The organism is Bradyrhizobium sp. cf659 (genome assembly GCF_900113725.1).
Classification (GTDB): domain Bacteria; phylum Pseudomonadota; class Alphaproteobacteria; order Rhizobiales; family Xanthobacteraceae; genus Bradyrhizobium.
Window position 1 is genome coordinate 12,344 of record NZ_FOQJ01000002.1, and the last position, 21,797, is coordinate 34,140.

Below are 21,797 nucleotides of genomic sequence, written 5' to 3' on the forward strand. Positions count from 1 at the left end.
TCCGTGTCGGTCGTTTCCTCCACACCTGCGCCGACACCGGAAATCCGGCAACCCAGGGCATTTGTGGAATTCTGCCGTCAACAGCCGCTTGGCGCCATCAGCTTCGCCATCATCTGCGCGATGTTGATCGCCGGGATCTTCTGCGAATGGGTTGCGCCATACGATCCGTTGGCGATCGACTTTGCTTCGCTGCTTACCGCGCCGTCCTGGGATCACTGGTGCGGCACGGACGCCTTCGGCCGCGACATCTGCTCGCGCCTGATCTATGGCTCGCGCACGGCGCTGGTGATCGGGTTCACCTCGTCATTCGTCGGCTCCTCGGTCGGCGCCATTCTCGGCATCGCATCGGCCTATTTCGGCGGCCGGATCGATAACTGGATCCAGCGCGTGGTCGACGTACTGCTGGCGTTTCCGATCATCGTACTCGCCCTCGTCGTGGTGGCGGCATTTGGCAAGCTCCTTTTGGAGGGCATCGACGTGAACTTGATTTTCGCCATCTCCATCCCGATCGTGCCGCGCGTCGCGCGCGTGGTGCGCGCGGCGGCTCTGTCGGTGCGGATCATGCCCTATGTCGACGCGGCGCGCGCCGCGGGTTACTCGCACACCCGAATCATCTTTCGGCACATGGCGCCGAACGTGGTCGCGCCCTACCTCATCATGCTGACCGCGTTCGTCGCGCAGGCGATCCTGGCCGAGGCCTCGCTGTCGTTCCTGGGACTCGGCGTGCAGGAGCCGACCGCGGCCTGGGGCCTGATGCTGTCGGGCAACGCCGCCGACTTTTACCGCGAGGCGCCGTGGATGATTTTGTTCCCGGGCGTTGCCATCAGCATTGCAGTGTTCGCCTTCAATTTGTTCGGCGACAGTTTGCGCGATTACCTCGATCCACGCTTCAAGGTGTAACACGCGATTAAGCCCGGCATCGCCGGTTCGCGATTGCGACCGGAATCGTTCATGCGATCGACATCCGCCGCGGCCGAGCCCACATCCTCAGCGGCGTGTCGCTGCGCAACCTCGCGCTGCCGCTTTCGCCCTATCTCTTCGGATTCGTCATTGTTTCCGATCGAAATTGACGTGGAGGATCGGTTCCCTCGACCTCTGGAGGTTGGGCCGTCAATTGGGGGAACCTTCGGCGTTGCGCCGACATTTTGCGACGCGTCCCCACGCACATTGATGCTCGTCGGTTGGTCAGTGCGACATCAATGTGGGTTTGGTCATCGAGGCAAGCATGCCGCGCGTCGTTCCGCCAAGAATAAATTCGCGCAACCGGGAATGCCCGTACCCGCCCATGACAATGAGATCGGGATACGTATCGGCTGCATATGACAGGATTGCATTTGAGACGTCGATCTTGCTGACGGGAATGCGCTCAATCGTGACGTTCACTCCGTGACGGGTCAGATGGGTCGCGATATCCGCTCCCGGAAGATCTGCGCTCTTCGCGCTCTGAATGTCCGCAATAACAATACTTGCCTTGCCGGAGCGGGTAAGAAACGGCATGGCATCGGCGACCGCTCGCGCGGCTGCCCGGCTGCCGTCCCAGCACACCATGACATGATCGAGTTTGAGGCGATCTTTCTGAATAAAAGGAACGATGAGCACTGGTCTACCGGATTCGAACAGCGCCGCCTCAGTGACAATATGTTTGGTCGGATGATCCCTGCCGCTTTCAAATTGGCCAATCACGGAGAGATCGAATCGTCTTGCGATATGTGCAAACTGGGTTGGTACGTCGCCAATGCTAGCTTCAATCCTGCGCGTTTCGCCTGAAACGCCGGCGCGACGCGTCGCCTCGTCAAACGTGGTGGCCACGGACTCTGCGCGTTCTTGAGCTTCGGCTTGCTGGGCTAGAATAAAGCTAGCCGACAGGTCAATGCCACCGACCATTGCCTGAGAGTAGGAAAAGGCGGTCCCCACGATGTGTGCGTCGAATGTTTTCGCAACCGATATGGCGTAATTGGAAACGTCATCTTGCGATGTCTCGTAAGACAGGTTGACAAGAATATCCTTGATCATGCGTCTGCCTCCAGTTCGGTGATCGCCTCCCTCTTTGCTATAATGGTATAGATAGTAGCAGCTTTCGGCGCTCCTAGTGCCAGCTTTGTCGTTCACGGTCGACTTGGTGAGGGCATTGGCGCGAAAGCGTGAGATAAGCGCGAGGCTCGCAAAGGGGCACCGCTTCAAGGCTCCGTCCTACCATCCTCCGGGTTTAGTTCTCGGTACACACACCTACCGGGAATCCGATCAGCCGAATGGCTCGCTCTGGCGCGCCCTGCAGAAACCCGGCGCCCGCGTTGGGTTGCAGGCGATCCACCGTCTCCCCGCGGAAGCCCTCGACTGGTCCGGCCAGAGGCGCCCTTGAAACCGCGTCTGGAACGGCGCTCCGAACAGGAGGGTCAGATATATGGTATTGAAAGATCTAAACAATTTTATGATTCTGGTGCGCAGGATCAGGTCCGCTTCTGACGATATCCCATCCTTTGGCAAGATTGCGACGCGGCACGGACCCGGGCGCCGGCGCGAACATCAAGCGCGCCACCACGGTCCGAGGATCATGTGCGACTAGCCGGGCCTGCAGTCCGGCAACAGAGTTCTTCTTGGATGGGAGCACCGTTGCAGCGTTGTCAACATTTCCTGCCCGTGGGATAATTATCGCCAGCTAATGTCAGCGGGAGCTCGTCTCTGCGGTTGACCGGCACATAACCTCCCGCTGAACGATCAAGCAATGGGAGGGAAACATGTCATCCCGTGCATCTCGTCGCTCCGGGCTTTCGCGCCGCGACGTCATCAGGACCGCTGTGGGTGCAGCCGCAGCCGTCGGACCATTTTTTCACGTCGCGCCGGCCCGTGCTGCCAAGACACTGAAGATCCTGCAATGGAGTCACTTCGTCCCCGGCTACGACAAGTGGTTCAACAACACCTACACCAAGGAATGGGGCGCCAAGAACGGCACCGAGGTCATTGTCGACAACATCAACCTCGCCCTGATCCCTTCGCGCGCAGCGGCGGAAGTTTCGGCGCAGAAGGGCCACGACCTCATGATGTTCCTCGCGCCACCGTCGGTCTTCGAAGATCAGGTAGTCGACATGACGGAGGTCTATGCCGAGTGCGCGACGAAGCACGGCAAGCCGATCGATCTCGCGGTCAAGAGCACCTACAACCCGAGGACCAAGAAATACTTCGCATTCTCCGACAGCTTCGTGCCGGATCCCGTCAACTACCGCTCGGACCTATGGGGCGACATCGGCATGAAGCCCGACACCTGGGACAACGCCCGCGTCGGCGGCAAGAAGATCAAGGACAAGACCGGCATTCCGGTCGGCATCGGTCTTTCCGCCGAGATCGACACGGCTATGGCCATGCGGGCGATCATGTACTCGTTCGGTGCGCACGAGCAGGACGCCGAGGGCAACCTCGCCATCAATTCCAAGGAAACCCTCGAAGCGCTCAAATTCGTCAAGGCGCTGTTCCAGGAAACTGAGACGCCGGAAGTGTTTGCCTGGGATGCGTCGTCCAATAACCGGCAGATGCTCGCCGGTCGATCGTCGCTGGTGCTCAATGCGATTTCGATCACGCGCGCCGGCGAAAACGACAAGCTTCCGATCCACGAGAAGATCGCCCTTGCCAAGCCGCCGAAAGGTCCGGTCCGCCAGATTGGCCTCGAACACCTGATGAGCTGCTATCTGATCTGGAAGTTTTCCGAAAATATCGATGGTGCCAAGAAATTCCTGGTCGATTACATCGACAGCTTCAAGAGCGCGTTCATGGCGAGCGAATTCTACAACTTCCCCTGCTTCTCGGATACGGTGCCCGATCTCGCGCAAATCATCTCAAAGGATTCCAAGGCGGTGCCGCCGGACAAGTACGCGGTGCTCTCGGACGTGCTCGATTGGGCAACCAACGTCGGCTATCCCGGCTACTCCAGCGCCGCGATCGACGAAACTTTCAATACCTGGGCGATCAATACGATGTTTGCGGAAGCAGCGGCCGGCGCCGAGACTCCGGAGGACGCTCTCAAGCGTGCGGAAGTCAAGATGAAGGCAATCTGGGCGAAATGGAAAGATCGGAAGATGATCTGATCGTCTCGTTGCGCGTTGCCGTTGGGGCATGGGAGTTCCGAGCCCAACGGAGCCTTGCACCGGAGCCGTTCCGGCGAACGCTTCGCAGGTGAGGCAATCGGGAGTCGCGCATGGCCATTGTGGAAACACGACGTGTCACCAAGCTTTTCGACGAGGTCCGCGCGGTCGACAGCATTGACCTCGTCGCCAGGGAAGGAGAATTCCTGGTTCTGCTCGGCCCATCGGGGTGCGGCAAGACGACGTTGATGCGTTTGATCGCCGGCCTCGAGCGGCCAACCTCAGGCGACATCGTGATTGATGGAAACATCGTGACCGGGCTCCCGCCGCGCGCACGAAATGTCGCCATGGTGTTCCAAAGTTACGCACTCTATCCGCACCTCACCGTCGCAAAGAACATTTCGTTTCCGCTGCGTGCAGTCGGCATGCCAAGAGAGGCGATCCGCAAGAAGGTCGCCTGGGCGGCGCAGATATTCGGCATTCAAGGCTTCCTTGACCGCAAGCCGCGTCAGCTGTCGGGCGGAGAGCGTCAGCGCGTCGCCCTTGCGCGCGCGGTGGTGCGTGAGCCGGTCGTCTTCCTTCTTGACGAGCCTCTGTCGAATCTCGACGCCAAGTTGCGCAACTCCGCGCGCGACGAGCTAAAGCAATTTCAGCGCAGCCTTGGCACCACCACCATCTACGTCACCCATGATCAGGCCGAGGCCATGGGCCTGGGTGACCGAATCGCTGTTCTCAATCAAGGTCGTGTCCACCAGATCGGCACTCCGCACGAGATTTATGGCTCGCCGGCCGATACCTTCGCCGCCACGTTCATCGGATCACCGCCGATGAATCTGATCGAGGATGGCAAGACTTGGATCGGATTCCGGCCGGAGGCGTTCCTGCCGAAGGAGGTTGAGCCGGACGATGACATCGTCGACTTTCCGTTCCGCATCACCCGCATCGAGTATCTCGGCGCCGACCGCTTGGTTTACGGCGTGATCGACGGCCGCACACCCGAGGCGCACGTGATCTCCAAGATCCCGTCGAACGTCCGCACCCATATCGACGCCGGCGAGGTCTACGATTTCGTTGTACGGCGCCTCGACATCGCCTGCTTCGATAAGGAGAGCGGGCGGCGCATCGATGGAGGTGCGACGTGACGTCAATCATCGCGGGGACGGCCCGCAGGACCCGCGCGCAAGACCGCTTCCTGTCGCGTCTTGCCGATAACGATCGCTGGCTGTGGCGCGCTATGCTGGCGCCCGCGATCCTCTACATTATTCTGCTGGTCGGCTTTCCCTTCCTGCTCTCGATCTATTACAGCCTTTCCAGCGCGACGGTCGCCGGCCAGGAGGCGCATTTCGTCGGGCTAGAAAATTTCCGGCGGATCGTCGACAGCAGCACTTTCTGGCTTTCGCTGCAGAATACAATCGTCATCACCATCGTTTCCCAGTTTTTCGTCATGGTGCTCGCCAACATTCTGGCGACGGCGCTTGCCATCGATTTCCCCGGCAAATGGCTGGTTCGTCTGTTGATTCTGCTGCCGTGGGTGGCGCCGATCTCGCTTGGCAGCATCGGTTGGCTCTGGATTTTCGATTCGATCTACAGCGTCATCAACTGGACGGCGCGCGCAGCCGGTCTGCTCGGACCGAACGAATGGCCGATCTGGCTCGGCCAACCAATCCTGGCAAAGGCGTCGATCATCATCGTCAACGTCTGGCGCATTCTTCCGCTGGCGACCGTGATCATCCTGGCCGGCCTGTCGTCGATCCCGCAAGACATCCACGACGCTGCAGAAGTGGATGGAGCCGGGTTCTGGCGCCATCATTTCCAGATCACAACGCCGTTGATTCTGCCGATCACGCTGGTGGCGTTGTTGTTCGGCATCATCTTCACCTTCACTGATCTGATCGTCGTATTCGTGCTGACGCGTGGCGGTCCTTACGACACCACGCAAGTCATTGCCAGCTGGGCCTATTTCACCGGCATTCAGGGAGGTGATCTTGCGGGAGGCGCGGCCATCTCCCTGTTCCTATTCCCTGTTCTCGCGGGCGTCGCCATCCTGTTTCTGTGGTTCGCCCGGCGCACCGAGGTAACGTGAGATGACCTCTCGATTAACCAGCGGACGTCGTATCGCCAAGCAGGCCGGCCACGCCGCCATTCTGACTTTCTTCGTGACCTTCCTTGCATTCCCGTTCTACTGGATGCTGATCACCACGTTCAAAACCACGCAGGACCTGCACAACACCGAAAACAACCCTTATTTGTTCAACGACCCACCGACACTTAGGCATCTTTCGGTGCTGTTCGAGGACACCCAATATCTGCAATGGTTGTTGAATACCGGCTTCGTCGGGGTGGCCGTCGTGATCATCACGCTTGTGCTCGCGGTCCCGGCAGGCTACGCGCTCGCGCGCATGGCCGGCGCATGGGCGCAAACCCTGGGCGTCACGATATTCCTCACTTATCTGGTACCGCCGACGATCCTGTTCATCCCGTTCTCGCGCATCATCGCGATACTGGGATTGCAGGATTCGGTGTGGTCGCTCATCCTCGTCTATCCGAGCTTCACCGTGCCGTTCTGCACCTGGCTTCTGATGGGCTTCTTCAAGACGATCCCGCGCGATCTGGAGGACGCGGCCATGATCGACGGGCTGAGCCGCTTTGGCGCGTTCATCAAAGTGGTGATGCCGATTTCGGTCGCTGGAATACTGACGGCGGTGATCTTCGCCTTTACTCTAGTGACGCAAGAATTTGTCTATGGCGTCACGTTCATCACAGCGTCGTCGAGCTATACGGTGAGCGTCGGTGTGCCGACCTTTCTGGTGCGAGGCGACGTTTATTTCTGGGGCTCGATGATGGCCGCCTGCCTGATCGCGAGCGTGCCAATTGCCGTCATCTATAATTTCTTCGTCGCTCGTTTCGTGGCTGGCTTTACGATGGGAGCGATCAAGTGACGCGCGAAACCCGATACGCTCTGCGTCACCATACCATGTCAGCTCTTGGCGGATTGTGTTGCAAAAGTCCTGGTATGCCGGGGGCAGTGTCGCGGCTGTTCGGCGGCTGGGCGCGACGTCGGTCAACGAACGCATTGTGATCAATTGGGTATTGGTTGCGCCTCCACGATTTGACCCTATCGTTCGACAAGCTTCTGAGCTTAGGCAGACGATCGGAGGAAATATCGTAGATTTGCGTCGTGTGGGGAAAGGCGGTAGCGGTCTCCCGCTACCAAATCCTATCTCAAATACCCAAGAGTTGACGAGTTCGCGACCCTATCGCCGAAGCCACGGTTGTATAGGCCGCGTGCATCTTCTAACCTGTGCAACCTAATTCGAGTGAAACTGCGGTTGCATGTCCGCATTTGGCCGTATCCGAGGTGGGGCGTTTAATGGCTATCAACGAAATCATGCTGACGGTTTCGCTAGTTGTTCAACTTAAGGCCGGTAGTCAGATTGGTACCGCAAGTGGATTTTTCTACGAGAACAACGATAAGCTATTCTTCGTTACGAACGTTCACGTTGTGAAAGGCGATAAAGTCGTACCAGACACGCTCCGGATTCGACTGCATACGGATGGCAACGATACTACCAAAAATGCCAACTATGACATTCCGCTTTACGACGCTGCGAACGCACCCGCCTGGAAGACGGATCTGCAGTCGACCGAGGCTGATGTCGCCGTGCTGCAACTGGACAAAGCTAAGCTTACGCAAAAATTCATTGTGAAAGCTTGGAGCGCGGCAAACTTCTTGCCAAAGCAGTACACAATGCAGCCTGGCGAAGATGTTTTCATAATCGGCTTTCCGTTAGGCGTCTCTGATTTTCCGCACAATCTTGCGGTTCTTCGCGGAGGCATGGTTGCGAGTGCGTACGGTGTTCCCTTCCAAGGTAAGCCTCTTTTTCTGACCGACATAAATCTACATCCGGGAACGAGTGGTAGTCCGGTTGTGTCGAAACCAAAATCGACATGGGTAAATCAGGAGAATGGCAACACAGAGCTCACCGCTGGAACAAACTACTACTTCTTGGGCGTGCATTCGGGCACGCTGGATGTAAAGAACCCTGCAGATGGAGTGCAAATCGGCCTTGGTGCTTCATGGTATGCGGCGATCGTCCAGCGCATAGCTGAACAATTCAAATAACGCGTAGGATGGGTAGAGCACTTGCGAAACCCATCACGCCTCGTGTCGGGTAGTATCGATGGGTTTCGCTTCGCTCTACCCATCCTACGAGCTAGCGGGAGAGTTTCGATATTGCAAGGAAAGCTCTTGAGCGTGAATGCGTTCCGATCAAGGGGCTTCAATCACCTTTTTCAAAGTCACGGGCCCGCTCTATGTTGAGACGAATCGCGATAGCGATGCTCCTTTTAGTCGCCGCAATAACCGGGACAGGGGCTATGGATTTGAACTGGCGCGACCGCCACACCGTACAAGCGTCAGGCCCAATCGAAAAAGGCGACGCGATAAAATTTGCTGCGCTGCCAGAGTTTCAAACCTTGGAGCTAGACAGCCCGGGTGGCTTGGTCGGCGAAGCGCTTGCCATAGCTGCAAATATGGATGCGCGCGGCGCTATCCGAACCGTAGTGAGGGCGGGCGCGTCGTGCGCTTCGGCCTGCGCTATGGCGCTGTTTGTGTCCGGCAAAACGCGCGTCGTGTATATGGGTGGGCGCGTTGGTATTCATTCTTGCGCTCAACCAAACGGAATCCCGGCCCCCGAATGCAATAAGGCCATGGCCGCTAACGCTACCGCCCATGGCGTGCCCTGGGGAGTCATTGAGGGATTCGGCAAGTACACTAAACCATCGAGCATGATGTGGCTTCGCGCCGAAGACGCGGAGTGCTGGGGTCTGATGAGGTGGAATGCCCAAGATCTATCCAGCACTGGAATCGACTGCTACAAATGGGCGAGCCGCATCCCGCCCGTGGAAATAACTATCGCGAACGCAGCGACAGTCGACTATGTGGACTGTAGAGCCAACGCAGGCTCTTCGCGTACCTACATGTCGACCGGTAGCGATGAGCAAGGCTTTTCGCAGGCGTTCCGCTCGGCCTGTGAGCGCGTCGCGGCAGATCCCGCAACACCGAAGTATGCCGCCGTCGATATCATCATGTGGCTGGCTCTTACGGATCCTCGCGTCTCGTCGCTAAAGCCAGGGACGCTGATGGTGAACATTTTGGATCGGGACGAGACTCAAATAGGCAACTGCTGGAAGTGCCTGACCATAATAGCAATGTCCGAACTGATGAATGGGTATCCCAAGCAGGCACTGGAGGACTTCCGGAAAGCCGCGAATGTAGCCAGGCGTGATACTGGCTCGGTGCCCGCATGGCTGTCCTCAAGAGCAGATATGGCTGCGGCTGAAGCGGCAAAGCAAAATCGCTAGTCCCTGGAATGTTTCCGCCCGTCGGGCAAAACACCCACCACCCCGTCAACCCCTCCCCGCAAAAATATTCCACTTTACCGAAATTCGGAAGTATCGTATTTGTCGCCCATCCCGGCTCATCCTTGAGGGGCGATCTTGTGTCGTCACGTTTCGCGAGCCGGGCTTGCGGTGGACGCGGCAGCGTCGGGCGCGAGAGGTTAGGGCAGGGCGGATTGCTCTCCGTGAGCCCGAAGCTTCGCGCTGGACGAGCGGCGCTGTCAGGTTCGTCTCGCCTGTAAGTTTCCGGCTCCGTCGACAGGGCCGGGAAAACTGCGGCGAAATGGCGGGCCGCGCGTACGGCAAAACCGTGTGGTCCTGGCCGTCGTTGCTACGGTCAAGCTCTTGCGGAGGCGGCAGTCGCGTCAACCGGCGCGGGGCCGGTGACTTTCGCCGGGGCGAGGGAGGCCAGCAGGAACTCGGCTCCCGGGAGAGCACGGCATAAGCCGTCCAACCACTGCGCAGGGAAGGCCGAGTGATTGGCTACACCTGTATGCTGCTGTGCGGTTTCTTCTGCGCTATACCTCGCGCAGCAGACCGCGGGTGCTAGGTCAGCACCCGGCCTTCCCTGCGCCCTCTTGGCTCAAGAGGACGAGAGATGGGGCAAAGCTCGGGCGAAATGCGCCGCGAGAACGGAAAGGCGTGTCCGCTGTTTGACAGGTCGATGCTCTGCGCCGCTTGCGGACCGTCGAAACAGGAAGCGAGTGGCTGGTCGGACGCGATCCAGTTTCGGGGGGCCATCCATCGTGCGACATCCGTCCGCAGAGTAGCAGCTGATGGACGGGAAAGAAGCGGACAGGGGCTTCACGCCGGCAGCAAGCCACGAGAGGAACATGATGTTCGAGTTCGGGATCCGGGAAATGGACGGTCCGGCCAAGTTGCGCCGGTGAGCGGCAGACTGTCGCCCACCGCTCCGTTGGTGCCGTGTTGCAGTCGTCGGCGGATGGACTCCCAGGTTTGAGCCGGTCTCACGTATTTGCGGCGTTTGCTCCGTTTCGTGGTGACCGCGTGTTGCCGATCGTGGATAGTTGATTTCCACAAGATGCGTGTTCTGCGACAGCGCTCCCGATACGAAACCTCCACAAAACCAGCGCCTTCACCAGCGCCGACCGGGCGGTCGGCTGCCTCCCCCGAACGTGGCCCGGCTCTTGCTGGAGAGTATGATGGATTGATACAAACATCATACTTGGAGGGGGCATGGATCGGTCAGGTCAGGTCGCGAGGCAAGCGTTCGAGCCCGGTTCGATCGTCCTGTTCGGCGGGCTGATCGCTGCCAACGTCGCCGCATGGGCGTGGGCTTTCACGCTGTTTGCCGACCGGCCCGCGGTGATGGCGACCGCGCTGCTCGCCTGGGTGTTCGGCCTGCGCCATGCCGTCGATGCCGACCACATCGCCGCGATCGACAACGTCGTGCGCAAGCTGATGCAGGCGGGCGATACGCCGCGAAGCGTCGGCCTCTATTTCGCGCTAGGCCATTCCACCGTCGTTGTGGTCGCAACGATATTGCTTATGCTCGGCGTGGTGAGCTTTGGGGGCGAAAGCCTGCTCAAGGAGATCGGCTCCCTGATCGGCACCTCGGTCTCGGCGCTGTTCCTGCTGGTGATCGCGGCGATCAATCTCGCCATCTTCGCCGGCCTGTGGCGAACCTTGCGCGACGTGCGCGAGCAGGGCATCCACGACGCCGCGCAGCTCGATGCGCTGCTCGCTCATCGCGGATTGCTGACGCGCCTGCTCGGCCCGATGTTCCGCCTGGTCGCAAAGCCCTGGCACATGTACCCGCTCGGCCTGCTGTTCGGGCTCGGCTTCGACACCGCGACCGAGATCGGCCTGCTCGGCATCTCCGCCACCGAAGCCGCGCACGGCGCTTCGCTTGCGCATGTGCTGGTGTTCCCCGCTCTGTTCGCCGCCGGCATGGCGCTGGTCGACACCGCCGATTCCGCGCTGATGGTCAGCGCCTATCGCTGGGCCTTCGTCGATCCCTATCGCAAGCTCTGGTACAACCTCACGATCACCGGCGCCTCGGTCGCGGTCGCGCTGTTCATCGGCGGCATCGAGGCGCTGGGGCTTATCAGCGACCGGCTCGGCCAGTCCGGCGGCGTGTGGGCGCTGGTCGAGGCCGTCAACGACTCGCTGGCCAATTTCGGCTTCGCCGTGATCGCGCTGTTCGCGCTCGCCTGGCTGGTCTCGGTCGTGACCTATCGCCGCATGTTTGCGGGTGGCCGGCACCGCGTCGCGGCAAAAGTCCTGGAATGCGCCGATGCGACCGAGGCAGCCTGAGCCTGGCCGGCGCCGCGGTCCGCTGACGGTGCTCTCGGCCTTCGTGCTTCTTGCGGATCACGGCAACGCCTCCGCGCAGAGCGATGGCGCCTTGCGCGAGCTGCCGCCGGTCCAGGTCGCCGGCGGCGAGACGCCGCATCGCAAAAAGTCGCCTGCATCGCGGCGCGCCGGCAGGCCGCTCCCGGCCGGTCATCGCATCTTCGTCTCTCCGGCAGCCGCGCAAACCTCGGACGCCCGCAGCGTCGCCTCCGGCGCAAAGGGGCCGCCGGGCATGGCCAGCGAGCTCACCGTCTCCGGTGAAGAGCTCAACGCGCGCCCCTTCGCACGGCCAGGCGAGGCGCTCGAAGCCGCGCCGGGGCTGATCGTGACCCAGCATTCCGGCGAAGGCAAAGCCAACCAGTATTTCTTGCGTGGCTATAACCTCGACCACGGCACCGATCTCGCAATCTACGTCGACGACGTCCCCGTCAACATGCGCACCCACGCGCATGGCCAGGGTTATGCCGATCTCAACTGGCTGATCCCGGAAACCGTCCGCGCGATGGACGTCCGCAAGGGTCCGTACTTCGCCGACGCGGGTGATTTCGCCTCCGCCGGCAGCGTCCATATCGGCCTGATCGACCGCACCGAGAAGGGCCTTGCACAGGTGACCGCCGGCAGTTTTGGCTATCGCCGCCTGCTCGGCATGGACTCCGCCAAGGTCGGCGACGGGGCGCTGCTCGTCGCCGGCGAGCTCGGCGCCTACAACGGCCCCTGGGACAATCCGGACAATGTGCGCAAGCTCAACGGGCTCGTGCGCTACAGCCAGGGCACCGCGACCGACGGCGTCTCCGTCACCGGCATGGCCTATGCGAACAGATGGAATTCCACCGACCAGGTGCCGCAGCGCGCGCTCACGTCGGGTCTGCTCGACCGCTTCGGCTCGGAGGACCCGACCGACGGTGGCAATACCAACCGCTTCGCGCTCTCGGGCCGCGTGGCGCAGAGCGACGATCTCGGCTCCTGGAAGGCGAATGCCTATGCCGTGAAGAGCCAGCTCGACCTCTACAACAACTTCACCTACTACCTCGCCGATCCCGTGCTCGGCGACCAGTTCCACCAGCACGACGACCGCCTGTTGGCCGGCGCCAACATCTCGCGCACGCTGACCGGCTCGTTCGCGGGCCTGCCGATGCAGACCACGGTCGGCCTGCAATCGCGCTATGACGCGATTGATCTCGCACTCACCAACACGGTCCAGCGCAGCTTCCGCACCAATGTCCGCAGCGACAAGGTCGGCGAGGGCAGCGTCGGCGTCTATGCCGAAAACACCGTGCGCTGGACCGACTGGCTCCGGACCACAATAGGTTGGCGCGGCGACTATTATGCCGCTGACGTGACCTCGCTGTTCAACGCGAACAACTCCGGTCACGTCGATGCCTCGCTCGGCAGCCCGAAATTCAGGATGGTGCTCGGTCCGTTCAACCAGACCGAATTCTTCCTCGGCGCCGGCTATGGCATGCATTCCAACGACGCCCGCGGCGCGACGACGACGGAGGACCCGAGCGATCCCGCGACGAAACTCTCGCCGGCGCCGCTGCTGGTGCGCACCAGGGGCGCCGAGATCGGCGTGCGCAGCAGGATTATTCCCGGCCTCGATTCCTCGGTCAGCGTCTTCATCCTCGACCAGGATTCCGAGATCCTGTTCTCCGGCGATGCCGGCGACACCTCAGCGACCCGCGCCAGCCGCCGCTATGGCTTCGAGTGGACCAACCACTACCGGCCGCGGTCCTGGATCGACATCGATGCTGATCTGGCGATGACCCATGCGCGCTTTCGCGGCTATGACAGCGACCAGGCGGAGGTCTACGCTTCGCTCGCCGGCTATCCGGAGGCACAGATCGGCAATGCGCCCGGCAACTATATTCCGAATGCGCCGCCGATGGTGGCATCGGCCGGCATCACGCTCGGCGAGAGGACCGGCTGGTTCGGGACCTTGCGCTGGCGCTATCTGGCCGCCAGCCCGCTGACGGAAGACAATGCGTTCCGCTCGTCCGCGACCAGCATCTTCAACGGCCGCCTCGGTTATCGCGCCGACAATGGCTGGCGGGTCCAGCTCGACGTGCTCAACCTGTTCAATACGAGATCGAACCAGATTACTTATGCCTATGGCTCGCTGCTGAAGACCGATACGCTCTATAATCTCTGCACGTCGGGCACCGCGCCGACGGCCGTGTGTCAGAACGGCGTGATGGATTACGTGCTGCACCCGGTCGAGCCGCTGACGTTCCGCCTCACCATGGCCGGAACGTTCTAGAAGAGGCGGGTTGTGCCCGTCAAAAGCCGAGGATTCGTCGATGAACTCTGGTCCTGATCTCGCCAGCTTCCGGCAGCATCCGCAGCGCGGTGCGGTGCTGAGTGAGGTGCATGCCCGTCCGTTCACGCGGCTGACCGCGCCACTCGGCGCCCTGCGCTTTGCGTTTCTCAGCCAGGGCGACACCGCCGCCGCCGATCGGCAAAGCTTCGCCGCCTTTTGTACCGCGCACGGACTGCCGGCGCCGGATGCCTCCGCAAAACACCATCAGGTGACGATCGGTGCAATCGTCTTGCGCTGGGAGCAGCATTCCGAGTTCACGACATTCACCTGGATCTGGCATCATGCGGAGTTGCCCCATCCATTCGGTGCGGTGGACGAGGAGCTCGTGGCGCTGATCCGCGCGGTGCCGCAGACGGGACAATTGCTTGTCGCGCTCAAGCTCGAGGTCGAGCAGACGTCAGCCGCGATCGAACGCGCCGAGCAGCTTTTCGAGAAAGGCAGTCTCGCCATGGCCGCCGTCCAAAGCGGTCCGGCCGTCGTCGCCTCCGACTTCCGCGTAGACGAGCACGGCTTCGTGCGTCTCCTGGTCTGCAACGACGGCCTGTCGCCGGGCCGTCTGGGCGCTCTGGTGCAGCGCGTGCTGGAGATCGAGACCTATCGCACGCTGGCGCTGCTCGGCCTGCCGGCTGCGCTCGAGCTCGCACCATCGGTCGATCACATCGGGCGCCGACTGGTCGAGGTGCTCGAGGAGATGCAGGGTGCGGAGGACCTCAAGCTCAACAATCATCTTCTGACCGAGCTGACTGCGCTCGCCGCCTCGCTCGAGCGTGGCGCCGCCGGCAGCCTGTTCAGGTTCGGGGCCAGCCGGGCTTATTACGACATCGTGCAGGCCCGCCTCGGGGTGATCGAAGGCGGCGAGATCGCGGGCTATCCGACCTGGTCGTCGTTTCTCGCCCGCCGGATGGCGCCGGCGATGCGCACCTGCGCCGCCTTGGAGGAGCGTCAGGCCAATTTGTCGATCAAGCTTGCGCGCGCCGCCGATCTTCTGCGCACCCGCGTCGACGTTGAATTGGAGGAGCAAAACCGCGACCTGTTGCGCTCGATGAACGAGCGCACCAAGCTGCAATTGCGCCTGCAAAGTACGGTCGAGGGCCTCTCGGTGGCCGCGATCGGCTATTACGTCGTCAGCCTGTTCGGCTATCTCGCCAAGGGCGCGCATGACGGCGGCATCCATGTCGAGCCGTCGCTGGCGACCGCGCTGTTCGTGCCGGTCGCCATCGGCATCACCTGGATTGTCACGCACCGGATTCGCCAGCGGCACTTGAAGCATGACGGCGGGACGTCGGGCGGGCATGATTGAGATCCGTCAAGCCAAAGCCTTGCTCTTGTGCTACGAGCGGCGGATGCTTGGAGGCTGAGGAGGAGCCATGAGCCGATCGGATGGGACGACCAACGTGCTTTGGCTGCAGGGGGCCAGTTGCGGCGGCTGCACCATGTCGATCCTCGAAAGCGGCGCCTCCGGCTGGTTCGACGAGCTCAGGCAGTTCGGCATCAACCTGCTATGGCATCCGTCGGTGAGCGAAGAGACGGGCGAGGAAGCGGTCGAGGTGCTGCAGTCCGTGCTGGACGGCAAGGTGCGGCTGGATCTGCTGCTGCTGGAAGGCTCCGTCGCCCGGGGGCCGAACGACAGCGGCCGCTTCAACATGCTGGCGGGCACCAACCGCTCGGTCTATCGCTGGATGCTCGATCTCGCGCCGCTGGCCGACTATGTGATCGCGGTCGGAAGCTGCGCCGCCTATGGCGGCGTGCCGGCCGCCGGATCGAACCCGACCGATGCCGTGGGGTTGCAGTTCGAAGGTTCCGATAGCGGCGGCGCGCTGGGCGCGGGCTTCCGTTCGCGACTCGGTCTACCCGTCATCAATGTCGCGGGTTGCGCGCCGCATCCGGGCTGGATGATGGAAACCATCCTGGCATTGACCAGCAAGGATCTTGCCGCGACCGATCTCGACGCTTACGGACGGCCGAAATTCATCGCCAATCATCTCGCCCATCACGGCTGCTCGCGCAACGAGTTCTACGAGTTCAAGGCGAGCGCCGAGACGATGTCGGAGCGCGGCTGCCTGATGGAGCATCTCGGCTGCAAGGCGACGCAGGCGGTGGGCGACTGCAACCAGCGCTCCTGGAACGGCGGCGGTTCCTGCACCAAGGGCGGCTATGCCTGTATCGCCTGCACCTCGCCGGGATTCGAAGGCGCGCAGAACTTCCTGGAGACCGCCAAGCTCGCCGGCATTCCGGTTGGCTTGCCGACCGACATGCCAAAAGCCTGGTTCGTCGCGCTCGCGGCATTGTCGAAGTCCGCAACGCCCCGGCGCGTGCGGTTGAATGCGACCGCCGACCACGTGGTTGTGCCGCCGGGCCGTTCGACGACCAAGGGCAAGCCATGACGCGGATCACGATCGGCCCGTTCAACCGCGTTGAGGGCGATCTCGAAGTCCGCCTCGACGTCGAGAGCGGCCGCGTCATGCGCGCCGAGGTGACGGCGCCGCTCTACCGCGGCTTCGAACAGATCCTGGAAGGCCGGCCGCCGCTCGACGCGCTGGCGCTGGCGCCGCGGATCTGCGGTATCTGCTCGGTCTCGCAATCGGTCGCGTCCGCCGCCGCACTGCGTGACGCCATGTCCGTTGACGCTGCGCCCAATGGCTTGCTTGCGACCAACATCGCCCATGCGGCGGAAAATGCGGCCGACCATCTGACCCACTTCTATATCTTTTTCATGCCCGACTTTGCCCGCGAGGCCTATGCGGCCCATAGCTGGCACGTGGAGACGCGCGAGCGCTTTGCAGCAACCCGCGGCAGCGCTGCGCGTGACGCGTTGCCGGCGCGGGCGCGGCTGCTCGAGACTATGGGCATCATCGCCGGAAAATGGCCGCACAGTCTGGCGTTCCAGCCCGGCGGCACGACGCGCGCCATCGATCTTGGCGAGCGCGTCCGGCTGCTGTCGATCACGACGGCCTTTCGTCGCTTCCTCGAGCGTATCGTCTTCGCGGACTCGCTGGAGAATGTGCTGGCGATCGGCTCTGCGGACGAGCTGGATAGCTGGCGCGACGGCCGCGGCGGCGATTTTGCCCATTTCCTGCGGCTTGCGGACAGTCTTGCGTTGACCGGGCTCGGCAGGGGCACTGGTTTGATGATGAGCTACGGCGCCTATCATGGCGTCGACGGCGAGTTGTTTCCACGCGGCCTGTTCGGTCCGCGCGCAACGATCGAACCGCTGCCGCTGACGCAGATCACCGAGGACGTCTCGCATGCGTGGATGCGGGAGTCCTCCGCAGATCCCGCCCATAGCAGCACGGTCCCGGATCCCGACAAGCCGGCGGCCTATAGCTGGTGCAAGGCGCCGCGGCTTTCGGGCCAGCCGATCGAGGTCGGCGCGATCGCGCGCCAGACGGTGGCGGGCCAGGCGCTGATCACGGACCTGGTTTCGCGGGATGGCACCAATGTGCGCAGCCGCGTGATCGCCCGGCTGATCGAGACCGCGCGCATCGCGCTGGCGATGGAGCAGTGGACGCGCGCGCTGCGATTGTCGGAGCCATTCTGCAACAACGCGCGCGAGATCCCCGACGGAAGCTACGTCGGGCTCGTCGAGGCTGCTCGCGGCAGTCTCGGACACTGGATGGCGGTGAGCGAGGGTAGGATCGAGCGTTACCAGATCATCGCGCCGACCACCTGGAATTTCTCGCCGCGCGATTCCTTCGACGTCGGCGGTCCGCTGGAGCAGGCGCTGGTCGGCACCGACGTCGGCGATGCCGGACCGCGTGCGGTTGCGATCCAGCACATCGTGCGCTCGTTCGATCCCTGCATGGTGTGCACCGCGCATTGACCGGAAACTTCGTTGCCGCCTGCAAATCGAATTGTTTCCGCCTCTCGCATCTTCGGCATCCTCGCGTACCGCTCCTGCGAGCAATTCAAACACCCAACGTTCTGGAATCTCTCCACTTTTGAATCACTCCAGGCTGTTGGCCTGCTTCTTGCTGTCCTTGACGTCATCGAAAAGTCAAAGCGAAGGCGGGAGGATTCATGGGCGCGGCGACGGAAACGTTTTACAGCGTGATCAGGCGGCAAGGCATCACGCGTCGGAGCTTTCACAAGTTCTGCAGCCTGACGGCGACGAGCCTCGGGCTCGGGCCGCTGGCGGCGAGCCGCATTGCGAACGCGCTCGAGACCAAGCCGCGCGTGCCGGTGATCTGGATGCACGGCCTCGAATGCACCTGCTGCTCCGAGAGCTTCATCCGGTCCGCGCATCCGCTGGTCAAGGATGCCGTGCTGTCGATGATCTCGCTCGACTACGACGACACCATCATGGCGGCCGCGGGGCACCAGGCGGAGGCCATCCTCGAGGAGACCCGCGCCAAGCACAAAGGCCAGTACATCCTCGCGGTGGAAGGCAATCCGCCGCTGAACGAAGGCGGCATGTTCTGCATCGACGGCGGCAAGCCGTTCGTCGAGAAGCTGAAGATGATGGCCGAGGACGCAATGGCGATCATCGCCTGGGGTGCCTGCGCATCCTGGGGCTGCGTACAGGCGGCAAAGCCCAATCCGACACAGGCGACCCCGATCGACAAGGTCATCACCAACAAGCCCATCATCAAGGTGCCGGGATGCCCCCCGATCGCCGAGGTGATGACCGGCGTCGTCACCTTCATCACCACCTTCGGAAAACTGCCCGAGCTCGACCGCCAGGGCCGGCCGAAAATGTTCTACTCGCAGCGCATTCACGACAAGTGCTATCGGCGACCGCATTTCGACGCCGGTCAGTTCGTCGAGGAATGGGACGACGAGGCCGCCCGCAAGGGTTATTGCCTCTACAAGATGGGCTGCAAGGGCCCGACCACCTACAACGCCTGTTCGACCGTGCGCTGGAATGGCGGCGTTTCCTTCCCGATCCAGTCGGGCCACGGCTGCATCGGCTGCTCGGAGGACGGCTTCTGGGATAAGGGCTCGTTCTACGACCGTCTCACCAACATCAAGCAGTTCGGCATCGAGAAAAACGCCGATCAGATCGGCATGGTGGCGGCAGGCGCCGTCGGCGCCGCGGTGGCCGCGCATGCGGCCGTGACCGCAGTGAAGCGGCTCGCGAGCAAGCGCGAAGACGCCGACCACAACAGCTGAGCAAAGAGACATACGAGGGCAGGACAACCATGGGTATCCAGACTCCCAACGGCTTCAATCTCGACAATTCCGGCAAGCGCATCGTCGTCGATCCGGTGACCCGTATCGAAGGTCACATGCGGGTCGAGGTCAATGTCGACGCCGACAACGTCATCCGCAACGCGGTTTCCACCGGCACGATGTGGCGCGGGATCGAAGTGATCCTGAAGAACCGCGATCCGCGCGACGCCTGGGCCTTCACCGAACGGATCTGCGGCGTCTGCACCGGCACGCACGCGCTGACGTCGGTGCGCGCGGTCGAGAACGCGCTCGGGATCACCATTCCGGAGAACGCCAATTCGATCCGCAACCTGATGCAGCTTGCATTGCAGGTGCATGACCACGTCGTCCATTTCTATCACCTTCATGCGCTGGATTGGGTCGACGTCGTCTCCGCGCTCTCGGCCGATCCCCGGGCGACCTCGACGCTGGCGCAGTCGATCTCGAACTGGCCGCTGTCGTCGCCCGGCTATTTCAAGGATCTGCAGACCAGGCTGAAGAAATTCGTCGAGTCCGGACAGCTAGGTCCGTTCAAGAACGGCTATTGGGGCAGCAAGGCCTACAAGCTGCCGCCCGAAGCCAATCTGATGGCGGTGGCGCATTATCTGGAGGCGCTCGATTTCCAGAAGGAGATCGTCAAGATCCACACCATTTTCGGCGGCAAGAATCCGCATCCGAACTGGCTCGTCGGCGGCGTGCCCTGTCCGATCAATGTCGACGGCACCGGTGCCGTCGGCGCCATCAACATGGAGCGGTTGAACCTGATCTCCTCGATCATCGACCGGCTGATCGAGTTCAACGAAATGGTCTACCTGCCGGACGTTGCAGCGATCGGGTCGTTCTACAAGGATTGGCTCTATGGCGGCGGCCTCTCGAGCCAGAGCGTGCTCTCCTATGGCGACGTGCCCGAGCATGCCAATGACTATTCCGCCAAGAGTCTCAAGTTGCCGCGCGGCGCGATCATCAACGGCAATCTGTCCGAGGTGTTTCCGGTCGATCACGCCAACCCCGACGAGATCCAGGAGTTCGTGGTGCACTCCTGGTACAAATATCCCGACGAGACCAAGGGACTTCATCCCTGGGACGGCGTGACCGAGCCGAACTACGTGCTGGGGCCCAATGCGAAGGGCACCAAGACCGCGATCGAACAGCTCGACGAGGGCGGCAAATACTCCTGGATCAAGGCGCCGCGCTGGCGCGGCCATGCCATGGAGGTCGGCCCGTTGGCGCGCTGGGTCGTCGGCTATGCCCAGAACAAGGCGGAGTTCAAGGACCCCGTCGACAAGTTCCTCCGGGATTTGAACCTGCCGGTGTCGGCGCTGTTCTCGACGCTCGGCCGCACCGCAGCGCGCGCGCTCGAATCCGTCTGGGCCGGACGCCAGATGCGCTACTTCCAGGACAAGCTCGTCGCCAACATCAAGGCCGGCGACAGCTCGACCGCGAACGTCGACAAGTGGAAGCCGGAGAGCTGGCCGAAGGAAGCCAAGGGCGTCGGCTTCACCGAGGCGCCGCGCGGCGCGCTCGCGCACTGGATCAAGATCAAGGACACCAAGATCGATAACTACCAGTGCGTTGTGCCGACGACGTGGAACGGCTCACCGCGCGATCCCAAGGGAAACATCGGCGCTTTCGAGGCGTCGCTGATGAACACGCCGATGGTCAATCCCGAGCAGCCGCTCGAGATCCTGCGCACGATCCATTCCTTCGATCCGTGCCTGGCCTGTTCGACGCATGTCATGAGCCCGGATGGCCAGGAACTGGCCAAGGTCAAGGTCAGGTAGGAGGCGACCATGATGGATGCAGTTGCTCCCGCCTCCGACGCCAGGCCCGACCTCGCCGCGATCGCAGCCGACGCTTCCGGAGAACGTGCGGTGGGGCGTCCCACCGTCTATGTCTACGAAGCGCCGGTGCGGATCTGCCATTGGGTAAACGCGTTCTCGATCATCGTGCTGATGGTGACCGGCTATCTGATCGGAACGCCGCTGCCGACGGTCGCGGGCGAGGCGTCCGACAACTTCGTGATGGGCTACATCCGTTTCGCCCATTTCGCTGCGGGACAGGTGCTTGCGGTGTTCTTCCTCACGCGCATCCTGTGGGCCTTCGTCGGCAACCACCACTCCCGGCAGATCTTCTACATCCCGGTTCATCGCAAGCAGTTCTGGAAGGAAGTGCTGCACGAAATCCGCTGGTACGCGTTCCTGGAGCGCGAACCGAAGATGTATGTCGGGCACAATCCGCTGGCGCAGACCGCGATGTTCACGGGCTTCACCCTGTTCGTGGCCTTCATGATCGTCACCGGCTTTGCCCTCTATTCGGAAGGGGCGGGCATCGATAGCTGGCAGCACAAGCTGTTCGGCTGGGTGTTTGCGATCTGGCCGAACAGCCAGGACGTCCATACCTGGCATCATCTCGGCATGTGGGCGCTGATCGTGTTCGTGATGGTGCACATCTACGCCGCGATCCGTGAAGACATCATGTCGCGCCAGAGCATCATCTCCTCGATGATCTCGGGCGAGCGGCAATTCCGTGACTGAAGGGGAACG

General features: G+C 61.9%; 16 protein-coding genes. 15 read left to right on the forward strand and 1 reads right to left on the reverse strand.

Annotated elements, in window-relative coordinates:
- Nucleotides 1-3 precede the first annotated feature (3 nt).
- Nucleotides 4-900, forward strand: coding sequence for an ABC transporter permease (locus BM118_RS09050; protein WP_092184417.1), 897 nt, complete (start codon nucleotides 4-6; stop codon nucleotides 898-900).
- A gap of 285 nt (nucleotides 901-1,185) precedes the next feature.
- Here BM118_RS09050 and BM118_RS09055 read toward each other — a convergent pair whose 3' ends face one another.
- Entirely contained in the window at nucleotides 1,186-2,013 is an 828-nt protein-coding gene (locus BM118_RS09055; protein WP_092184419.1) for a universal stress protein, read from the reverse strand.
- Between the two features lie 722 nt (nucleotides 2,014-2,735).
- On the opposite strand from BM118_RS09055, the gene BM118_RS09060 reads away from it, so the two are divergent.
- The 14 genes from BM118_RS09060 to cybH all read left to right on the forward strand — a co-directional run bounded on the left by BM118_RS09060 (nucleotide 2,736) and on the right by cybH (nucleotide 21,788).
- Entirely contained in the window at nucleotides 2,736-4,076 is a 1,341-nt protein-coding gene (locus BM118_RS09060; RefSeq protein ID WP_092184421.1) for an extracellular solute-binding protein, read from the forward strand.
- A gap of 110 nt (nucleotides 4,077-4,186) precedes the next feature.
- A complete protein-coding gene (locus BM118_RS09065; protein ID WP_092184423.1) occupies nucleotides 4,187-5,215 on the forward strand; it encodes an ABC transporter ATP-binding protein in 1,029 nt (342 codons plus the stop codon).
- Nucleotides 5,216-5,307: 92 nt separating this feature from the next.
- Entirely contained in the window at nucleotides 5,308-6,156 is an 849-nt protein-coding gene (locus BM118_RS09070; protein ID WP_092184425.1) for a carbohydrate ABC transporter permease, read from the forward strand.
- Nucleotide 6,157: 1 nt separating this feature from the next.
- A complete protein-coding gene (locus tag BM118_RS09075) occupies nucleotides 6,158-7,012 on the forward strand; it encodes a carbohydrate ABC transporter permease (RefSeq protein ID WP_092184427.1) in 855 nt (284 codons plus the stop codon).
- A 431-nt stretch (nucleotides 7,013-7,443) separates the two neighbouring features.
- Nucleotides 7,444-8,196 carry a S1 family peptidase gene (locus tag BM118_RS09080; RefSeq protein ID WP_143099453.1) on the forward strand — a complete coding sequence of 251 codons (753 nt, stop codon included), beginning with the start codon at nucleotides 7,444-7,446 and terminating at the stop codon, nucleotides 8,194-8,196.
- Between the two features lie 254 nt (nucleotides 8,197-8,450).
- Entirely contained in the window at nucleotides 8,451-9,437 is a 987-nt protein-coding gene (locus tag BM118_RS41275; protein WP_177234154.1) for a hypothetical protein, read from the forward strand.
- Nucleotides 9,438-10,670: 1,233 nt separating this feature from the next.
- Nucleotides 10,671-11,750, forward strand: a complete 1,080-nt coding sequence (locus BM118_RS09095; protein ID WP_092184431.1) for a HoxN/HupN/NixA family nickel/cobalt transporter — start codon at nucleotides 10,671-10,673, stop codon at nucleotides 11,748-11,750.
- Nucleotides 11,731-14,046, forward strand: coding sequence for a TonB-dependent receptor (locus BM118_RS09100; RefSeq protein WP_092184433.1), 2,316 nt, complete (start codon nucleotides 11,731-11,733; stop codon nucleotides 14,044-14,046). The genes BM118_RS09095 and BM118_RS09100 overlap by 20 nt, the downstream gene beginning before the upstream one ends.
- A gap of 40 nt (nucleotides 14,047-14,086) precedes the next feature.
- A complete protein-coding gene (locus BM118_RS09105; RefSeq protein WP_092184435.1) occupies nucleotides 14,087-15,406 on the forward strand; it encodes a DUF3422 domain-containing protein in 1,320 nt (439 codons plus the stop codon).
- 67 nt (nucleotides 15,407-15,473) lie between these two features.
- Nucleotides 15,474-16,490, forward strand: coding sequence for an NADH-quinone oxidoreductase subunit B family protein (locus tag BM118_RS09110; protein WP_092184437.1), 1,017 nt, complete (start codon nucleotides 15,474-15,476; stop codon nucleotides 16,488-16,490).
- Entirely contained in the window at nucleotides 16,487-17,926 is a 1,440-nt protein-coding gene (locus BM118_RS09115) for a nickel-dependent hydrogenase large subunit (RefSeq protein ID WP_092184439.1), read from the forward strand. Before BM118_RS09110 ends, BM118_RS09115 begins: the two co-directional genes overlap by 4 nt.
- 197 nt (nucleotides 17,927-18,123) lie before the next feature.
- On the forward strand, nucleotides 18,124-19,215 hold the full coding sequence (locus tag BM118_RS09120) for a hydrogenase small subunit (protein WP_092184441.1): 1,092 nt from the start codon (nucleotides 18,124-18,126) through the stop codon (nucleotides 19,213-19,215).
- Nucleotides 19,216-19,244: 29 nt separating this feature from the next.
- The gene (locus BM118_RS09125; protein WP_092184443.1) at nucleotides 19,245-21,035 is read left to right on the forward strand and encodes a nickel-dependent hydrogenase large subunit; all 1,791 of its coding nucleotides are present in this window, start codon (nucleotides 19,245-19,247) and stop codon (nucleotides 21,033-21,035) included.
- Between the two features lie 9 nt (nucleotides 21,036-21,044).
- A complete protein-coding gene (cybH, locus tag BM118_RS09130) occupies nucleotides 21,045-21,788 on the forward strand; it encodes a Ni/Fe-hydrogenase, b-type cytochrome subunit (RefSeq protein WP_092184445.1) in 744 nt (247 codons plus the stop codon).
- Nucleotides 21,789-21,797: the final 9 nt, after the last annotated feature.

Excerpts from the sequence above, each read along its gene's own strand:
- BM118_RS09055 (WP_092184419.1), bottom strand. The coding sequence starts at position 2,013 with ATGATCAAGGATATTCTTGTCAACCTGTCTTACGAGACATCGCAAGAT.
- BM118_RS09060 (WP_092184421.1), top strand. The coding sequence starts at position 2,736 with ATGTCATCCCGTGCATCTCGTCGCTCCGGGCTTTCGCGCCGCGACGTC.
- BM118_RS09065 (WP_092184423.1), top strand. The coding sequence starts at position 4,187 with ATGGCCATTGTGGAAACACGACGTGTCACCAAGCTTTTCGACGAGGTC.
- BM118_RS09070 (WP_092184425.1), top strand. The coding sequence starts at position 5,308 with ATGCTGGCGCCCGCGATCCTCTACATTATTCTGCTGGTCGGCTTTCCC.
- BM118_RS09075 (WP_092184427.1), top strand. The coding sequence starts at position 6,158 with ATGACCTCTCGATTAACCAGCGGACGTCGTATCGCCAAGCAGGCCGGC.
- BM118_RS09080 (WP_143099453.1), top strand. The coding sequence starts at position 7,444 with ATGGCTATCAACGAAATCATGCTGACGGTTTCGCTAGTTGTTCAACTT.
- BM118_RS41275 (WP_177234154.1), top strand. The coding sequence starts at position 8,451 with ATGGATTTGAACTGGCGCGACCGCCACACCGTACAAGCGTCAGGCCCA.
- BM118_RS09095 (WP_092184431.1), top strand. The coding sequence starts at position 10,671 with ATGGATCGGTCAGGTCAGGTCGCGAGGCAAGCGTTCGAGCCCGGTTCG.
- BM118_RS09100 (WP_092184433.1), top strand. The coding sequence starts at position 11,731 with ATGCGACCGAGGCAGCCTGAGCCTGGCCGGCGCCGCGGTCCGCTGACG.
- BM118_RS09105 (WP_092184435.1), top strand. The coding sequence starts at position 14,087 with ATGAACTCTGGTCCTGATCTCGCCAGCTTCCGGCAGCATCCGCAGCGC.
- BM118_RS09110 (WP_092184437.1), top strand. The coding sequence starts at position 15,474 with ATGAGCCGATCGGATGGGACGACCAACGTGCTTTGGCTGCAGGGGGCC.
- BM118_RS09115 (WP_092184439.1), top strand. The coding sequence starts at position 16,487 with ATGACGCGGATCACGATCGGCCCGTTCAACCGCGTTGAGGGCGATCTC.
- BM118_RS09120 (WP_092184441.1), top strand. The coding sequence starts at position 18,124 with ATGGGCGCGGCGACGGAAACGTTTTACAGCGTGATCAGGCGGCAAGGC.
- BM118_RS09125 (WP_092184443.1), top strand. The coding sequence starts at position 19,245 with ATGGGTATCCAGACTCCCAACGGCTTCAATCTCGACAATTCCGGCAAG.
- cybH (WP_092184445.1), top strand. The coding sequence starts at position 21,045 with ATGATGGATGCAGTTGCTCCCGCCTCCGACGCCAGGCCCGACCTCGCC.